16 protein-coding genes are annotated in these 17795 nt (G+C 39.3%); all 16 read left to right on the plus strand.

From position 1 onward, the window contains the following. The first annotated feature begins 27 nt into the window (after positions 1–27). Positions 28–1185: an ABC transporter ATP-binding protein gene (locus D8849_RS05760; protein WP_042750955.1), complete on the plus strand. Its 1158-nt coding sequence runs from the start codon at positions 28–30 to the stop codon at positions 1183–1185. Continuing rightward, positions 1166–1972 carry an ABC transporter permease gene (locus D8849_RS05765; RefSeq protein WP_000753801.1) on the plus strand — a complete coding sequence of 269 codons (807 nt, stop codon included), beginning with the start codon at positions 1166–1168 and terminating at the stop codon, positions 1970–1972. The genes D8849_RS05760 and D8849_RS05765 overlap by 20 nt, the downstream gene beginning before the upstream one ends. Further along, positions 1969–2742: an ABC transporter permease gene (locus D8849_RS05770; RefSeq protein WP_000712740.1), complete on the plus strand. Its 774-nt coding sequence runs from the start codon at positions 1969–1971 to the stop codon at positions 2740–2742. The genes D8849_RS05765 and D8849_RS05770 overlap by 4 nt, the downstream gene beginning before the upstream one ends. Beyond that, positions 2739–3809, plus strand: coding sequence for an ABC transporter substrate-binding protein (locus D8849_RS05775; RefSeq protein WP_000737956.1), 1071 nt, complete (start codon positions 2739–2741; stop codon positions 3807–3809). Before D8849_RS05770 ends, D8849_RS05775 begins: the two co-directional genes overlap by 4 nt. A 132-nt stretch (positions 3810–3941) precedes the next feature. Beyond that, positions 3942–4502, plus strand: a complete 561-nt coding sequence (cas1, locus tag D8849_RS05780) for a CRISPR-associated endonuclease Cas1 (RefSeq protein WP_125386477.1) — start codon at positions 3942–3944, stop codon at positions 4500–4502. Beyond that, entirely contained in the window at positions 4408–5055 is a 648-nt protein-coding gene (gene cas1 / locus D8849_RS05785; RefSeq protein WP_125386478.1) for a CRISPR-associated endonuclease Cas1, read from the plus strand. The genes cas1 (D8849_RS05780) and cas1 (D8849_RS05785) overlap by 95 nt, the downstream gene beginning before the upstream one ends. Further along, a complete protein-coding gene (cas2, locus tag D8849_RS05790) occupies positions 5055–5390 on the plus strand; it encodes a CRISPR-associated endonuclease Cas2 (RefSeq protein ID WP_033681614.1) in 336 nt (111 codons plus the stop codon). The genes cas1 (D8849_RS05785) and cas2 overlap by 1 nt, the downstream gene beginning before the upstream one ends. Before the next feature lie 3148 nt (positions 5391–8538). Further along, positions 8539–9270 carry a CRISPR-associated endoribonuclease Cas6 gene (cas6, locus tag D8849_RS05795; RefSeq protein WP_033681615.1) on the plus strand — a complete coding sequence of 244 codons (732 nt, stop codon included), beginning with the start codon at positions 8539–8541 and terminating at the stop codon, positions 9268–9270. Beyond that, a complete protein-coding gene (cas10, locus tag D8849_RS05800; protein WP_033681616.1) occupies positions 9251–11494 on the plus strand; it encodes a type III-A CRISPR-associated protein Cas10/Csm1 in 2244 nt (747 codons plus the stop codon). Before cas6 ends, cas10 begins: the two co-directional genes overlap by 20 nt. Then, complete coding sequence (gene csm2, locus D8849_RS05805; protein ID WP_033681617.1) at positions 11495–11875, plus strand: type III-A CRISPR-associated protein Csm2; 381 nt, start codon at positions 11495–11497, stop codon at positions 11873–11875. Further along, positions 11875–12537: a type III-A CRISPR-associated RAMP protein Csm3 gene (gene csm3, locus D8849_RS05810; RefSeq protein ID WP_049509503.1), complete on the plus strand. Its 663-nt coding sequence runs from the start codon at positions 11875–11877 to the stop codon at positions 12535–12537. Before csm2 ends, csm3 begins: the two co-directional genes overlap by 1 nt. 1 nt (position 12538) lies before the next feature. After that, on the plus strand, positions 12539–13444 hold the full coding sequence (csm4, locus tag D8849_RS05815) for a type III-A CRISPR-associated RAMP protein Csm4 (RefSeq protein ID WP_033681619.1): 906 nt from the start codon (positions 12539–12541) through the stop codon (positions 13442–13444). After that, complete coding sequence (csm5, locus tag D8849_RS05820) at positions 13441–14520, plus strand: type III-A CRISPR-associated RAMP protein Csm5 (protein WP_125386479.1); 1080 nt, start codon at positions 13441–13443, stop codon at positions 14518–14520. Before csm4 ends, csm5 begins: the two co-directional genes overlap by 4 nt. Then, positions 14517–15677, plus strand: coding sequence for a type III-A CRISPR-associated CARF protein Csm6 (gene csm6 / locus D8849_RS05825; RefSeq protein ID WP_125386480.1), 1161 nt, complete (start codon positions 14517–14519; stop codon positions 15675–15677). The genes csm5 and csm6 (D8849_RS05825) overlap by 4 nt, the downstream gene beginning before the upstream one ends. Positions 15678–15693: 16 nt before the next feature. After that, positions 15694–16983, plus strand: a complete 1290-nt coding sequence (csm6, locus tag D8849_RS05830) for a type III-A CRISPR-associated CARF protein Csm6 (protein ID WP_125386481.1) — start codon at positions 15694–15696, stop codon at positions 16981–16983. 306 nt (positions 16984–17289) lie between these two features. After that, positions 17290–17775, plus strand: coding sequence for an LURP-one-related/scramblase family protein (locus tag D8849_RS05835; protein WP_000847067.1), 486 nt, complete (start codon positions 17290–17292; stop codon positions 17773–17775). Positions 17776–17795: the final 20 nt, after the last annotated feature.

A 17795-nucleotide genomic window follows, 5' to 3' on the forward strand; every position in this document is an offset into this window, starting at 1 on the left:
CTATGAAAAAGAAGGAATAAATGACAATTGAAAAAACCAATTATTGAATTCAAAAACGTCTCTAAAGTTTTTGAAGACAGCAACACCAAGGTTCTCAAAGATATCAACTTTGAGTTGGAAGAAGGGAAGTTCTATACTCTTCTAGGCGCATCTGGTTCAGGGAAATCAACTATCCTTAACATCATTGCAGGTTTACTGGATGCGACGACAGGAGATATTTTGCTGGATGGTGTCCGTATCAATGACATCCCAACCAACAAGCGTGACGTCCATACGGTCTTCCAATCCTATGCCTTGTTTCCACATATGAATGTGTTTGAAAATGTTGCTTTTCCGCTCCGCTTGCGCAAGATTGATAAGAAAGAAATCGAGAAACGCGTAGCGGAAGTTCTCAAGATGGTTCAGTTGGAAGGTTACGAAAAACGTTCCATTCGTAAACTATCTGGAGGACAACGTCAGCGTGTGGCTATTGCCCGTGCCATTATCAACCAACCCCGTGTGGTTTTGTTGGACGAGCCTTTGTCAGCGTTGGACTTAAAATTACGAACAGATATGCAGTACGAACTGCGTGAACTGCAACAACGATTGGGCATTACCTTTGTCTTTGTCACTCACGATCAGGAAGAAGCCCTGGCTATGAGTGACTGGATTTTCGTTATGAATGATGGCGAGATTGTCCAGTCTGGAACACCTGTGGATATCTACGATGAGCCGATCAATCACTTTGTTGCCACCTTTATCGGTGAGTCAAATATCTTGCCAGGAATCATGATTGAGGACTACTTGGTTGAGTTCAACGGCAAACGCTTTGAAGCGGTCGATGGTGGGATGAAGCCAAATGAACCTGTTGAGGTCGTGATTCGTCCAGAGGACTTGCGGATTACCCTTCCTGAAGAAGGCAAGCTCCAAGTTAAGGTGGATACCCAGCTCTTCCGTGGGGTTCACTATGAAATTATCGCCTATGACGAACTTGGGAATGAATGGATGATCCACTCGACTCGTAAGGCCATCGTGGGTGAGGAAATCGGTCTGGACTTTGAACCGGAAGACATCCATATCATGCGTCTCAACGAAACTGAAGAAGAGTTCGATGCTCGTATTGAGGAGTACGTAGAAATCGAAGAGCAAGAAGCAGGTCTAATCAATGCAATCGAGGAGGAAAGAGATGAAGAAAACAAGCTCTAAACTCTTTGTAGTGCCCTACATGCTCTGGATTGCCCTCTTTGTCCTGGCACCCTTGGTCTTGATTTTCGGTCAATCCTTTTTCAATATTGAAGGACAATTCAGTTTAGAAAACTATAAATCTTACTTTGCGTCACAAAACTTGACCTACCTAAAAATGAGTTTCAACTCTGTACTATATGCAGGAATTGTGACCTTTGTGACCTTGCTTATCAGCTATCCAACAGCCCTCTTTTTGACCCGTCTCAAGCACCGTCAACTCTGGCTCATGCTGATTATCCTGCCAACTTGGATCAATTTGCTCCTTAAAGCCTATGCCTTTATTGGGATTTTTGGTCAAAATGGCTCTATTAACCAATTCCTTGAATTTATCGGAATCGGTTCGCAACAGTTGCTCTTTACCGATTTCTCCTTTATCTTTGTCGCAAGCTACATCGAGCTTCCCTTTATGATTTTGCCGATTTTCAATGTCTTGGACGATATGGATAACAATCTCATCAATGCCAGCTATGACCTCGGTGCGACCAAGTGGGAGACCTTCCGACATGTTATCTTTCCTCTATCGATGAACGGTGTGAGAAGTGGAGTTCAGTCTGTCTTTATTCCTAGCTTGAGTCTCTTCATGCTAACCCGTTTGATCGGTGGGAACCGCGTTATCACGCTGGGAACAGCCATTGAGCAGAACTTCCTAACCAATGACAACTACGGTATGGGTTCTACCATTGGTGTGATTCTCATCCTGACCATGTTCATCACCATGTGGGTGACCAAGGAAAGGAGAGAACGATGAAAAAATTTGCCAATCTTTATCTGGGACTGGTCTTTCTTGTCCTCTACCTGCCAATATTTTACTTGATTGGCTATGCCTTTAATGCAGGCAACGACATGAATAGCTTTACAGGCTTTAGCTTGAGCCATTTTAAAACCATGTTTGGTGATGGTCGTCTCATGTTGATTGTGACTCAGACCTTTTTCTTGGCCTTTTTATCAGCTTTGATAGCGACCATTATTGGGACTTTTGGAGCTATTTATATCTACCAGTCTCGTAAGAAATACCAAGAAGCCTTTCTTTCACTCAATAATATCCTCATGGTTGCGCCCGATGTTATGATTGGTGCCAGCTTCTTGATTCTTTTTACTCAACTCAAGTTTTCACTTGGCTTTTTGACCGTTCTATCTAGTCACGTGGCCTTCTCCATTCCTATCGTGGTCTTGATGGTCTTGCCTCGACTCAAGGAAATGAACGGTGACATGATTCATGCGGCCTATGACCTTGGTGCCAGTCAATTTCAGATGTTCAAGGAAATTATGCTTCCTTACCTGACTCCGTCTATCATTGCAGGTTACTTCATGGCCTTCACCTATTCGCTAGATGACTTTGCCGTGACCTTCTTCGTAACGGGAAATGGCTTTTCAACCCTATCAGTCGAGATCTACTCTCGAGCTCGTAAGGGGATTTCGCTAGAAATCAATGCTCTGTCTGCCCTTGTCTTTCTCTTTAGTATTATCCTAGTTGTTGGATATTACTTTATCTCACGTGAGAAGGAGGAGCAAGCATGAAAAAACTCTATTCATTTTTAGCAGGAATCGTAGCCATTATCCTGGTCTTGTGGGGAATTGCGACTCATCTCGATAGTAAAATCAATAGCCGAGATAGTCAAAAACTGGTTATCTACAACTGGGGAGACTATATCGATCCTGAACTCTTGGAGCAATTCACAGAAGAAACAGGAATCCAAGTCCAGTACGAGACCTTTGACTCCAACGAAGCCATGTATACAAAGATTAAGCAGGGTGGAACGACCTACGATATTGCCATTCCTAGTGAATACATGATTAACAAGATGAAGGACGAAGACCTCTTGGTTCCGCTTGATTATTCAAAACTTGAAGGTCTTGAAAATATCGGACCGGAGTTCCTCAACCAGTCCTTTGACCCAGGCAATAAATTCTCCATCCCTTACTTCTGGGGAACACTGGGAATTGTCTACAATGAAACCATGGTTGATGAAGCGCCTGAGCATTGGGACGACCTTTGGAAGCCAGAGTATAAGAACTCCATCATGCTCTTTGATGGGGCGCGTGAGGTGCTGGGATTGGGGCTCAACTCCCTAGGCTACAGCCTTAACTCCAAGGATACCCAGCAGTTGGAAGAGACAGTAGACAAACTCTACAAACTGACTCCAAATATCAAGGCTATTGTGGCGGACGAGATGAAGGGCTACATGATTCAGAACAACGCTGCTATCGGCGTGACCTTCTCTGGTGAAGCCAGCCAAATGCTAGAAAAAAACGAAAATCTACGCTATGTGGTACCGACAGAGGCCAGCAACCTTTGGTTTGATAATATGGTCATTCCCAAAACAGTCAAAAACCAAGATGCAGCCTATGCCTTTATCAACTTTATGTTGAAACCTGAAAATGCTCTCAAAAATGCGGAGTATGTCGGCTATTCAACACCAAACCTACCAGCTAAGGAATTACTCCCAGAGGAGAAAAAAGAAGATAAAGCCTTCTATCCAGATGCTGAAACCATGAAACACCTAGAAGTTTATGAAAAATTTGACCATAAATGGACAGGAAAATATAGCGACCTCTTCCTACAGTTTAAAATGTATCGGAAGTAGGAGTTAGCAGTCACGAAACGAATCAGTCAAGCTGGTTCGTTTTTTCTTTTAAAAAAGTACAAAAAATAGTTGACAATTTTTTGAAAAGTGATAGACTAGTATCCTTTATGATTTGAGGAGGGAAAGTGATAGATGAGTGATTTATTTGTACAAAAATCGGACTACTTTTTAGGACTATCCAATCAGAAAATCATCATAAAAAATAGTCAGCGAGAAATCGAGAGAGAAGTATCCATCTACCTTGTAGACAATCTTTTAATTTTGGGTCAGACTCAAATAAGTATGCAATTATTGAAAGCTTTAGCAAGGGAGAATATTAATGTCTACTACTTTTCTAGCGAGGGAAAATTTTTGGCTTGTTTAGATTCTTATCGTCAAGAAGACTTTGATAAGCAAGAGAAACAAGTCAGGGCTTGCCTAGACCAAGACTTTTGTCTAGCTCTTTCAAAGGAAATCGTATCTGCTAAAGTTAAGCATCAACTTTCCTTGTTGAAAAGCTATAATCAAGATGGAATCTTGTCAGTAGATGAATTTGGACGTTTTCATTTAACCCTCCAGAAAATAAAGGAGTCAGAGTCCATCTCGCAGATAATGGGGTATGAAGGTCGTATTGCGAAATCTTATACTCTTCGAAAATCAAATTCAAACCACGTCAACGTCGCCTTGCCGTACTCAAGTACAGCCTGCGGCTAGTTTCCTAGTTTGCTCTTTGATTTTCATTGAGTATTATTTTTACTATCTGAGCTTACTAGTACCGGATTCTTTTCGTTTTTACGGTCGTAGGAGGCGGCCTGCTACGGATTCTTTCAATTGTTTACTAAATTTTGGCTACTCCATTCTTTACTCTTGCTTCTTAGGTTTGATACGGAAAAATGGCTTAAGTTATGGATTTGGTGTCCTACATCAGAGCCATGGTCATCACGCTTGTCTTGCGAGCGATTTGATGGAGGAGTGGAGACCAGTCATTGTAGACAATACGATCATGCAATTGATTTTGGAAGAGAGTTTAAAAGATGAGCATTTTGAAACAAAGGCTGATGGTACTTTTATTTTAAAAGATGAGGGAAGGAAAGTATTTCTTCTAGCTATGAGAGAGAGGATGCTAGAGATACATCAGTATATCGAGCTGGATAAAAAGCGCTATTCTTTCTTTTACACGGCTGACCAGCAGATTAAGCGCTTGATTCGGGCTTTTGAACAGCAGGATAGTCATTTGTATGTAACAGTCTATACAGGAGAAGAGTGATGGGATTATATTATCATTTATCAGGAGAAGAAAAGGAATTTGCTAAAAAGAAATCCCTCTTTTGTCTGATAATCTACGATATTATTAGCAATAAAAGAAGATTACGATTAGCTAAATTGTTAGAAGGATTTGGGATGAGAGTCCAACGCTCTTGTTTTGAGGTTGACCTAGAGAAGGCTAGTTATCAAGTCTTGATTCGAGAATTGGAATATTTTTATGATCCTAGCGAATTTGATAACATTATTGTCTATGTTGGGAATCGAGAAGAGACTATTCGTTTGAATACCGATGATAGAGAGCTAGAAGATGCAGATTGTTTGTTTTTTTTGATGTGAAAACTCTTACAATTTATGGTATACTATAATTAGTTTCCAAATAGGTTATATCTTGTGTTTGTTTTTAAATCCAACCACGAAATATGGGTATAAGAACCTATCTACCTCGAGAGGGGACGGAAATTATAGCCAAGCTACAGGAATTAAACCGTTTGTTTTGTATAAGAACCTATCTACCTCGAGAGGGGACGGAAACCTGTTGTATCTTCCAAACTATCATAAATTTCTTCTAACGAGTAGGTATAAGAACCTATCTACCTCGAGAGGGGCCGGAAACAAAATCCCGTTCTCAATGTGGATTACACCTTGAGAAATAGTATAGATACCTATCTACCTCGCGAGGGGCCGGAAACAGATTGTAAAAAGCATTGATTGAAATTTTTTCAAAGTATAAGAACCTATCCATCTCGAGAGGGGACGGAAACAGTCTAAATAGTTGACCTATAAGATTCATTGTAATCGGTATAAGAACCTATCTACCTCGAGAGGGGACGGAAATTGCTCTCCCCAGATTACAAGACGGATAAAATCTGGTATAAGAACCTATCTACCTCGCGAGGGGCCGGAAAAACTGCTCCATTATCAATCGCTACAGACTGGCTTCCTGTTGTGTATAAGAACCTATCCACCTCGAGAGGGGACGGAAACTGATTCTCTGCTTTTACAATAATAGGTCGGATTGGGTATAAGAACCTATCCACCTCGCTACGGGCCGGAAACGTCGCCTGCATTTGGAACTTAAAGATGGTTTGTGTGCCTGCATAGCTACCTATCTACCTCAAGAGGGGACGGAAACCATTTACATAATAAATGGGACGATCAAATACATCTGTAAAACAATCTATTCACCTCGAGAGGGGACGGAAACTTCCCAATCAAGTCTTTTAGTTCCGCCATTCTATCTGTTTAAGAACCTATCTACCTTGAGAGGGGACGGAAACTATAGTGCATGATTTGTCCTCCTAGGGCAGATTGTATAGCTACCTATCTACCTCTCAAGTGGCCGGAAACAGAAAAATAAATACTTTGAACAAATTTAAGCATAAGTATAGCCACCTATCTACCTCGAGAGGGGACGGAAACCACATAGTCTACTGCTTCTTTTGAACGTTCATTGCTGTGTATAAGAACCTATCTACCTCGAGAGGGGACGGAAACATGCTTCTTCTTTTTCATTGTTATATACAGCGTTAAGGTATAAGAACCTATCTACCTCGCTAGGGGACGGAAACAATATTGTTCCTCCTATAATTTTATTTCATTATGTATAAGAACCTATCTACCTCGCTAGGGGACGGAAACTTACATGAGCCATCAAAGGCCCAATAATCTTGTTCACGTATAAGAATCTATCCACCTCGCTAGGGGACGGAAACATAAATTTACCAGTTGTGATTTCTTTTACTTCACCTGTGTATAAGAACCTATCTACCTCGAGAGGGGACGGAAACTAGACCTAGCGATAGCATCATCAATGGATGCCGGGGATTGTATAAGAACCTATCCACCTCGAGAGGGGACGGAAACACCATTTAATTTTGTTGTATTAAAATCCATCTTCATTTTCATGTATAAGTATAAGAACCTATCTACCTCGCGAGGGGACGGAAACAACTCTGAATTAGTGCCTTGGTTAAACTCAAATGTAGTATAAGAACCTATCTACCTCGAGAGAGGCCGGAAACTTTAAGAAATCTTGATTGATAACGTAAGACCATTGGGTAGAACAACCTATCCACCTCGAGAGGGGACGGAAACATATGTAACAGTTGTTTTTGTCATTTTTATTTTCCGTATAAGAACCTATCCACCTCGAGAGGGGACGGAAACGTTTGTATTTTTCTTGTTCTAACATAATATCTTCCGTATAAGAACCTATCCACCTCGAGAGGGGACGGAAACACTTCGTACAATTCCATTGTAAATCCTTCTTTCTGCCGGTATAAGAACCTATCTACCTCGCGAGGGGACGGAAACGTTTGTTAGCCATGTGTAGGCTCCTTTCTTTAGTATAAGAACCTATCCACCTCGCGAGGGGCCGGAAACAGAGGGTGGAAAATATATGGGTCTCCATTTCTATAGAACAACCTATTTACCTCGAGAGGGGCCGGAAACACCCAGCCGAATCCAGCTTGTTCTAGTTCTTTGCGGGTATAGGTACTTATCAACCTCGGTAGGGGCCGGAAACCAGTTCCAGTATACACGTTGATTTTTTGAGTACGCTCGTATAGCTACCTATCTACCTCGCGAGGGGCCGGAAACTTGCAGACCGACGCCTTAGCCATTCAGCCAATCCGAGTAAAACACCCTATTACCCCCTCGAGGGGCCGGAAACAGGCTTCCTTATGCTTTTTTACAAAGTCATTGATGGGTATAGCTACCTATCTACCTCGCGAGGGGCCGGAAACTGATTGTATGTGCAATACTGATGTGTCTTGATGGTATAGAACCCTATTTACCTCGCGAGAGGCCGGAAACCTTCCCTGTTGCCGTTTTAAAGCTAGGGTTATCAGTATAGCTACCTATCAACCTCGAGAGGGGCCGGAAACTGATTGTATGTGCAATACTGATGTGTCTTGATGGTATAGAACCCTATTTACCTCGCGAGGGGCCGGAAACCACGCTCTAAATTTTGGAATCATCCCAAATCCTCGTATAGCTACCTATCAACCTCGAGAGGGGCCGGAAACCGTGTAATTCTTTCTGAAGTTGTTTGATTTTTTTGATTGGTATAGATACCTACCTACCTCGCGAGGGGCCGGAAACATAGATGGGAAGTATTCAAAATCAGCGTTTCCATCGTATAGATATCTATCTACCTCGAAAGGGGACGGAAACAGAATTGCTAAAAGGGTCATAATGTAAGACGTAATATGTATAGATACCTATCTACCTCGAGACGGGATGGAAACTTTATTACCGCAGCAGTAAGGGATGTCAAACCTGTAACGGTATAGACACCTATCTACCTCGAGAGGGGTCGGAAACTGTCCATTGACAATATTGACAAAAGTATTCTCAACTTCTCCGTATAGCTACCTATCTACCTCGAGAGGGGACAGTTTCATAAGGGCAAAGGATTCCAAAAGTAAAAGAAAAAAGCGCTCATGAGAAAGCAAAAGCGCAATTGTATCAATAAAGGAGGCATATGAAACGCATCGAACTATCATTTAAGCGGATTGACCAATCACCGAGCGACCTATCGACAAAATTCCAAGGTTTTCTCATGGAAAAGCTAGAACCAGACTATGTGACTTGGTTACATGAACAGGAGACCAACCCCTATTCACTAAAAATCATCCATCAAAAGGACAAGACCCTATGGTCCCTTCATCTCCTGACGGATGAGGCTGTCAAGCAGATTCTGCCTGTTCTATTGGAGCTCAAGAAAGTAGAGCTTCATGATTTACCGACTCTCATGGTAGAGTCTGTGTCCATGCAAGATCTCAGTTCGGAGCAACTCTTTGAGTTTTTTAATGAAAACCAAGATCGGTCACTCTACACCATTCATTTTCAAACTCCGACAGGATTTCGCTCTCAGGGAGAGTACGTACTCTTTCCGACCATGCGCCTCATCTTTCAGAGTTTGATGATGAAGTATGCACGTCTGGTCGAGAATCGTCAGGAAATCGAAGAGGAAACCCTGGACTACTTGGTCAAGCATAGTAGGGTTACCAGTTATCGATTGGAGTCCAGCTATTTTAAAGTCCATGGCAAAAAAATCCCTGGTTTCAGGGGGAAATTTACCTTTAAAATTACAGGTCCAAATACCTTGAAAGCATATGCCAATATGCTTCTAAAATTTGGGGAGTACTCAGGTCTCGGTATGAAAACTAGCTTAGGGATGGGAGGTTTAGAACTTGAAGAAAGAAAAGATTGATTTAGTTTATGGGTCGCTTTTGCACGCTATCAGCAAGGTGATTCAAGGTTCCAGGTATGATGAGAAAGACCTAGGTACCATTGGGTCCGAATGGTTTAGACGCTTTTCGGATAATGAAAAAATAGCCCAGCAGATAGCCAAGGCGACTTCTAGTGATTTACCGACGGACTTGGCTTCTGATAGTTTGGTCTATATCACGTCAGCTGCGGCAAAGATTGCTTCAGGACTAAAAGGGCCAGTAAGAACTCATGGAGGAAAAGAAGATTTCCTAAGCAAACAATCGGATATCTTCAATGTATTTTCAGATAGCCCTAGTCAGCGTTATCTCGATGCACGACTATTAGAGCTTGACGGGGAACCAAACTATGCTAAGGGAACGAGTGAGCCGTCTGACCAGTCAGACTATGACCTGATAGTAGGGACCTTAGAAAAAGAGTTTGAGAGATTGGACTTTAGCCAATCTGAGATAGATGCCCTTTTGAATCTCCTTGAGGCTACTCTTTCCTATGTGACTGTTTCGACAAGAACCAAGGAATTATCGGATATTTCTCTAGCAACCTACAGTCGTCTGACAGCTGGCTTTGCCCTAGCTGTAGAGGACTATTTAGCAGACAAGAATTGCCGTGACTATGAGAAAGTGCTGGGACAAGACTTAGAAGCTTTTTATAGCGAGAAGGCCTTTTTATTAGCAAGTTTTGACCTGTCAGGGATTCAGGATTTTATCTACAATATCGCAACAGCTGGAGCTGCCAAGCAACTAAAAGCACGTTCCTTGTATCTAGATTTTATGGGGGAACATATTGCTGACAGCTTACTGGAGAAGTTAGAGCTTACAAGGGCTAATCTCCTCTACGTCGGTGGAGGGCATGCCTATTTTATCCTTCCAAACACCGAAAAAACTAGAGAAACCTTGGCTAACTTTGAAGCAGAATTCAATCAGTTTCTGGTCGAGCATTTCCAGACAGGTCTGTACGTAGCATTTGGTTGGAGTCCGTTTTCTGCCAATGATATGACAACGACACTGGCTGACTATCGAAAAGTCTATCAAACAACCAGTCGGATGATTTCTCAAAAGAAAATTTCTCGTTATGATGCCAAAACTCTCCTTGAACTCAACCAAGGAGGAAAAAGTTCTCAGAAAGAATGTGCAATTTGCCACTCAGTCGAAAAGCTTACCAAGTATAAAGATCAAGAGGTCTGCCATATCTGTGCAGGAATGTATCGCTTTGCCAAGGAAATACAAGAAAACTACTATATTGTGACAAAAGAAAAAGGCCTGCCGATAGGTCCGGGAGCCTATATTAGTGGTATTTCAAAAGCCGACCTTGCCAATGAAGAGTGGGACCGTATTTATGTAAAGAATAGCTATAGTACAGATATCCTAAAAGCAACCCATGTCTTTGTCGGAGATTACAAGTATGATGAGATTTACGAGTACGCCAAATTATCTCAGGATAGTGAAACTGGACAAGGAATCAAGCGTCTGGCAGTCGTTCGACTAGATGTGGATGACCTAGGAGCCGCCTTTATGGCTGGGTTCTCTTATCAAGATAGTGGCAAGTATAATACTCTGGCACGTTCAGCGACCTTCTCTAGAAGTATGAGTCTCTTCTTTAAGGTCTATATCAACCAGTTTGCCAAAGAGAAAAAACTATCGATTATTTATGCCGGTGGAGATGATGTATTTGCGATCGGTTCCTGGCAGGATATTATTGAGTTCACTATTTGTCTCCGACAAAACTTTATCAAGTGGACAAATGGTAAATTAACCCTATCAGCGGGGATTGGCCTCTTTCCAGATAAAACTCCAGTTAGCCTCATGGCTGAGGAAACTGGTAAGCTAGAAGGAGCAGCCAAGGATAACGATAAGGATAGTATTTCCCTTTTTGAAAAAGCCTATACCTTGAAGTTCGACCAATTTATTGACAATGTCTATAATGGGAAACTGAAGAGCATTCGTTACTACTTTAATATTCAAGATGAGCGAGGAAAGAGTTTTGTATATAGACTTATTGAGCTCCTTCGCAACTACGATCGTATGAATATTGCTCGATTAGCCTATTATTTGACCCGTTTAGAAGATCAAACTTCTAAGGATAAAAAAGAAGAGTTTAAAGAGTTTAAAGACTTATTCTTTTCTTGGTATACAGGTAGTGATAATGAACGTAAGGAAGCAGAGATAGCTTTACTTCTATATATTTATGAGATTAGAAAGGATTCATAGATGGCAATTTTAACAGATGATAATTACGTAGATAAAGCAGAGAATGTTATTAAATCACTGAATCGAAACACTAGAGATTCTAGGAACCCTGAAGCATTCATTTTAACAACCAGCAAAATTAGAAACCTACTAAGCTTGACGAGTACCCTCTTTGATGAAAGTAAGGTTAGAGAGTATAAGGATTTAGCTGACAAAATTGCTTATTTGAGAGTGCAGTTTGTTTATCAATCGGGCAGAGAAACTGCGGTTAAAGACTTAGTGAAAAAAGCTGAAATTCTAGACATTTTAAAAGAAATTAACAATAAAGAAAGTCTCCAACGTTTTTGCCGCTATATGGAAGCACTAGTAGCTTATTTCAAATTTTATGGAGGAAAAGATTAATGGCATTTGCAAAAATTCAAGTAAAAGGACAAATTCGTCTAGAAACAGGACTTCATATTGGTACAAGCAATGCTTTTGCGGCAATTGGGGCTACTGATTCTCCTGTAATCAAGGATCCTATTACTAACTTACCCATTATTCCTGGTTCAAGTATCAAAGGGAAGATGCGCAGTCTCCTTTCAAAAGTTCATAATGAACGACTAGCTAAGAAACCAGGAGAAGATGGAGAAATTCTAAGTCGACTCTTTGGGAACAGTTCTGATAATCGCTATAAAATGGGGCGACTCATTTTTAGAGATGCTTTTTTAATCAATAAGGACAAGTTAGATTCATTAGGGGTCAAGAGTTATACTGAAGTTAAGTTTGAAAATACTATTGACCGTATCACTGCTGAAGCGAATCCAAGACAAATTGAACGTGCCATCCGTGAGAGTGCTTTTGCATTTGAATTAATCTATCAAATCACAGATGACAGTGAAGATCAAGTGGAAGAAGATTTCAAAGTAATACTTGATGGATTAAAACTTCTGGAACTTGATTATTTAGGTGGATCTGGCTCTCGTGGATATGGTAAAGTTGTTTTTGAGGCTCTTAAAGCAAATACAGTTTTCGGAAACTATGATGTTAGTAGATTGAATGAACTTTTAACTACGGAGGTCTAGTATGACCTATAAGATGTATATTATGAACTTTCAGTCTGCTCACTTTGGAGCAGGTACTCTGGATAGTTCTAAAATGACTTTTGCAGCTGACCGATTATTTTCTGCCTTAGCTATTGAGGCGAAAAAAATGGGAAAAATGGAGGAATTTGTGTCATTAGCAGGTCAAGATGATTTTGTTTTGACTGATGCCTTTCCTTATCAGTCAAGTCCATTTTTACCGAAGCCGATTGGATTTCCAAAGTTTGATCAGCAAGACTTAACAACGGATGTTAAAGAAGTAAGACGTCAAGCGAAAATGGCAAAGAAACTTCAGTTTATTCCTTTAGATAAATTTGATTCGTATGTAAATGGGACGCTTTTTGAAGATGCAGAACATGCAGTAACAAACATCATCACTAAAAACCAACCTCATGTGGATGGACATCTTTATCAAGTTTCTACCGTTCGATTTGCAGATCAGTCTGCTCTCTATGTTATTGCTACCGAATCAAACCTCTTGAATGAACTCATGACAAGTTTGCAGTACGCGGGAATTGGGGGTAAACGTTCTAGCGGCTATGGACGGTTTGATTTAACCATTACAGACATACCTGATGCTCTTAAAAATCGTCTTACTAAGGTCCATCAAGGAACAGTCATGGCCTTAACAACTTCTTTACCCATTGAAAAGGAACTTGAACATGCTATGGAAACTGGTTCCTATTTACTAAGTAAATCAAGTGGTTTTGCCTTTAGTACAGAAACTAATGAAAATTATCGTAAGCAGGATTTATATAAGTTTGCTTCTGGATCTACTTTCTGTGAAACCTTTACAGGACAGATTGTAGATGTAAGGCCTCTTGATTTCCCGCATGAAGTATTAAACTATGCTAAGCCACTATTTTTCAAGATGGAGGGAGAAAGATGAAAACAGAATATAGAACCTTTCAATTCAGCCTCCTAGCCATGGCCCCTATTCATATTGGGAGTGGTGAGAAATACACTTCACGAGAATTCATCTATGAGAATCGTCGCTATTATTTCCCGGATATGGGTAAGTTTTACAATCGGATGATGGAAAATGGACTGGATAGAAAGTTTGAACAATTTCTTCAGGAAACAAAACCAAGTGCTAGGAATAATCGCTTGATTTCTTTCTTAAATGACAATAGAATTAGTGAACGTTCCTTTGGTGGCTATAGCATTTCTGAAACTGGTCTGGAAACAGAAAAGAACAACCAGAACCCCAGATCCGGTTCTATAAATGAAGTAGCTAAGTTTATGAGAGATGCCTTTGGAAATCCTTATATTCCAGGGAGTTCCTTGAAGGGGGCAATCCGAACCATCTTAATGAATACCAATCCTGACTGGAATAATAAAAATGCAGTTGATTTTCGTGGGAGAAGTCCTAAAGAAAACAAAAAAATGATTCCATGGGGGGCAAAAAAGGGTCAAGAATTTAATGACTTGTTTCATGCGATTCGTGTTAGTGATAGTGAGTCATTTAACAATGAGCAGATTATTCTAGTTCAAAAATGGGATTATTCTGCTAAATCACTAACTGCCAAGCCTCTTCCTTTATACAGGGAAGCAATCGCACCCTTAACTAAAATCAATTTCACCATTACTACAACTACTAAGGAAGCTGGAATCTTAATTGAGGAATTAGGTCAGAGAGCGCAAGCCTTCTACAAAGAATATAAAAACTTTTTCTTATCAGATTTTCCTGAAAATAAAATTCAACCAAATCTTCAATATCCTATCTATTTGGGAGCTGGAAGTGGAGCTTGGACAAAGACCTTGTTTCAACAAGCGGATGGAATCTTACAAAAACGGTATAGTCGAATGAAGACTAAGATGGTTGGAAAAGGTGTTTTGAAACTGACGAAAGCGCCGGACAAGAGCATTAAAACCAATAAAGGAGAACGGAAATTGATCATTAATAGCGATTCCTTCTATGAGATGGGAAAAGCGAATTTCATGATTAGGGAGATTTTACAATGAAAATTTTGATATCCGCTGTTAGTGATTCCGATCCGATTAGAGGATTTCATGATGGTGCTCTGGTTCATATTGCAAGAAAGTATCGTCCAGATAAAATTATTATTGTGTATTCTGATAAGATGCTTCCTAATAAAGAGCGAAATAATAAAGTTCTTTTCTCTATATCTGAAAACTATAGACCAGAAATTATTATTCATGAAAAAATAATTATTGGTGAGGATGTCTTTATTTTCGATAAAATGTATGATGAATTCTCAAAAATAATTAATGAATGTTACAAAAAAGAAGATGAATTTATTTTGAATCTTTCTAGTGGGACACCACAGATATGCGCTGCTCTTTTTATTATCAACCGTTTGAGTGGTATAAATGTCAAAGCAGTTCAAGTTGCTTCTCCACAACAGGGGCCAAATACAGAAGATAAACATGATATAAGTGAAGATATTGATGTTTTGATTTCATTAAATGAAGATAGTACCGATCAGTTTGTGGATCGTACTTTGGAAGATAGTGCGGAGAAATTTAGTCAGGATTTAATGAAGAAAACTATTCGTGATTTTATTACTAAATATGATTATAAAGCTAGTTTAGAGTTAGCAAATCAATTACAAGATCTTCCTAGTCTAAAAGAAGCGCGTAAAAAATTGCAGGATATTGTAGATGCACTTGATAGACAAGACCTTCCTCGAACTCTAAAAAATAGAAAATGGAGTGATGAGAGGAAGAAGGCATTAAATGCTTATCTGACAATCGAGTTGCAAAAAGAACGTGGTAATTTCAGTGAAGGACTTATTAGAATTAAAACCTTGACTGAATTTATCTTGGAAGATTATATTGAGAACCGTTATCCAGGACTATTGGATAGATATGTCGATGAATCAGAAAAGTATTTCTTGGGAATTTGGGATTATAGTAAAATTCTCAAAGAAAAAAAAGAGTGGACTTTATATAATCAAATTAAACCGATTATCAACATGAACACTTCACGAAATACACTAGCTCATCGATTGGATCCTTTGCAATCGGAAGAACTACGTCAGTTAGGATCCGTCTTAAAAAACCTCAAGGCACTTGTTAAAGAACAGTATCAATTTAATGAAAAAGATTTCAATTTCTATAAGGACTTAAATAAGGAATTATTAGAATTACTGAAATAATGAGAGGTAGAATATCTTGGAAATTTTAATTTCAGCAGTTGGAACGACAGATCCAATTAGTAATAATCGAGATGCTGCTTTATTACATATTGCACGTACTTATAGACCAGAGCAGATTGTTTTAGTTTATAGTGAGGAAATGCTGATCAAGCAAGATCTCATTGAGAAAGCTATTTTTTCGATAACAGATTATCATCCTCAAGTGATTGTAGAGTCAACGGTTTTAAAAAATGATGAGGTTTATCTATTTGATAAAATGTATGAGGTTATGGGACAGATTATCGAAAAATATTCTGGAACAGATCATCAAATAATCTTAAATTTATCTTCAGGAACACCTCAGATTATTTCGGCTCTATTTGCTCTAAATCGAATTAAAGATTATAATACTCAAGCTATACAGGTTGCAACTCCTAAAAGAGCGGCAAATAGACCATATGTACAGCTTTCGAGTGATGAAGAAAAGAGCTTATTTGCTGAAAACGAGGATAACCAAAAAGATTATGAAAATCGTACTATTAAAGATGAGGCTGAAAAATTTAATCAATCTTTAATCAAACGTCATTTAAGAAATCTAATAGCTTCCTATGATTATCTTGCTGCAGAAGAACTTGTTACAAAAAAAGAATACAATAACTTACTTTCTAAAAAGAAATTATCTTTTTTACGGGCGACTCTAAATGACTTTGTAAAAGTATTTAAAACGCAAGCTATTTTAAAAGATATTCAAGACTATCCATTGACAGATGTTGAGAAGAAAGCCCTTAATTACTTTTTAATGATAGAAGTCTTGAAAGAGAGAGGACAAGTAGCAGATGTCTTAATCAAATCAAAGTCTTATGTTGAATTTATCATCGAAGAAAAGATCAAAAAAGATTATCCTGATTTAATCAAATATGATGGGGCCTTACCAAAATTAAATGAAGAATACAAAGATTTTGAGAAGATTTTAGATTTTATTGATTTAGAATTTAAAAAAGCAAAAGGGATAGAAAATGAAGAGGAGAGAATTTACTCACCTCAATCAACCTTAAATCTTTTATCTTATGAAAATATTCTAACTTTTTATCAAGTATCTCCTGACTTACTGAAGTCACTTAATGTTATTACCAGTTTAAATAGTGAGCGTAACAAAGTTGCACATGGACTATCGGAAATCGATGGTAAAATAGTTAATTCTAAAAAATTGAACCAAACAATAGATACCTTACGTTTTGTCCTTCAGGATACATTTGATATTGAAGATTATTATTTTGGATATTATCAAAAAATCAATGACGAATTACTAGATTTACTTCGTTCTTAACGAACAAGCTTATTTTGAAAGATTTCTATTTAGTACAAATTACTATTTTGTGCTATTTGCTTAAGATCATTTCTCAGTTGACGCAAGTTTAAAAAAACGTTATAATAAGAAAGTTGAGAATTGATTTTCAGTAGTCTTAGTCCAGAGAAATGGCGGTGCTGCGAGCCATCTAAGTTAGGAAGTCGTGCTACTCAATCATACAATTGCATAAGAACAAGAGAATGACAAGTTCATTGAATGAAGGTGGTACCGCGGTTTTTCGCCCTTCGTGATATGAGCTTGTCTTTTGATTTTTTGGAGGTGTTGATGAAAACATTTCTTGTCAAACAAAAGTTTCGTCTTGGAGGCGAACGCTTCGCTATCAAGGACGACAGGGGAGAAATCGCCTATCAGGTGGAGGGATCATTTTTTAAGATTCCCAAAACTTTTACCATCTATGATGCGACTGGTGAACAGGTCAGTCAGATCAGTAAAGAAATCTTGACCTTGCTTCCTCGTTTTGAGATTCAGCTTCGGGATGGCTCGAGTTTTGTCATTCGGAAGAAGTTGACCTTTTGGCGAGATAAGTATGAGTTTGATAATCTGGGGCTTCGTATCGAGGGCAATATCTGGGATTTGAATTTCAAATTGCTGGATGATCGCGATCAGCTGATTGCGGAAATTAAGAAGGAACTCTTCCATCTGACCTCTACCTATACCGTAACGGTTCTGGAGGACGCTTATGCAGATCTAGTCATTTCCCTCTGTGTCGCGATTGACTATGTGGAAATGCTGGAAAGCCAATCACATTAAACAAGTAAATAAGGAGACAA

Origin of the sequence: Streptococcus mitis (assembly GCF_003942765.1) — a bacterium.
Lineage (GTDB): Bacteria > Bacillota > Bacilli > Lactobacillales > Streptococcaceae > Streptococcus > Streptococcus mitis_BE.

Bases quoted from the DNA above. Each gene is read 5' to 3' on its own strand.
- D8849_RS05765 (WP_000753801.1), top strand. From the start codon at position 1,166: ATGAAGAAAACAAGCTCTAAACTCTTTGTAGTGCCCTACATGCTCTGG.
- D8849_RS05770 (WP_000712740.1), top strand. From the start codon at position 1,969: ATGAAAAAATTTGCCAATCTTTATCTGGGACTGGTCTTTCTTGTCCTC.
- D8849_RS05775 (WP_000737956.1), top strand. From the start codon at position 2,739: ATGAAAAAACTCTATTCATTTTTAGCAGGAATCGTAGCCATTATCCTG.
- cas1 (WP_125386477.1), top strand. From the start codon at position 3,942: ATGAGTGATTTATTTGTACAAAAATCGGACTACTTTTTAGGACTATCC.
- cas1 (WP_125386478.1), top strand. From the start codon at position 4,408: ATGAAGGTCGTATTGCGAAATCTTATACTCTTCGAAAATCAAATTCAA.
- cas2 (WP_033681614.1), top strand. From the start codon at position 5,055: ATGGGATTATATTATCATTTATCAGGAGAAGAAAAGGAATTTGCTAAA.
- cas6 (WP_033681615.1), top strand. From the start codon at position 8,539: ATGAAACGCATCGAACTATCATTTAAGCGGATTGACCAATCACCGAGC.
- csm2 (WP_033681617.1), top strand. From the start codon at position 11,495: ATGGCAATTTTAACAGATGATAATTACGTAGATAAAGCAGAGAATGTT.
- csm3 (WP_049509503.1), top strand. From the start codon at position 11,875: ATGGCATTTGCAAAAATTCAAGTAAAAGGACAAATTCGTCTAGAAACA.
- csm4 (WP_033681619.1), top strand. From the start codon at position 12,539: ATGACCTATAAGATGTATATTATGAACTTTCAGTCTGCTCACTTTGGA.
- csm5 (WP_125386479.1), top strand. From the start codon at position 13,441: ATGAAAACAGAATATAGAACCTTTCAATTCAGCCTCCTAGCCATGGCC.
- csm6 (WP_125386480.1), top strand. From the start codon at position 14,517: ATGAAAATTTTGATATCCGCTGTTAGTGATTCCGATCCGATTAGAGGA.
- D8849_RS05835 (WP_000847067.1), top strand. From the start codon at position 17,290: ATGAAAACATTTCTTGTCAAACAAAAGTTTCGTCTTGGAGGCGAACGC.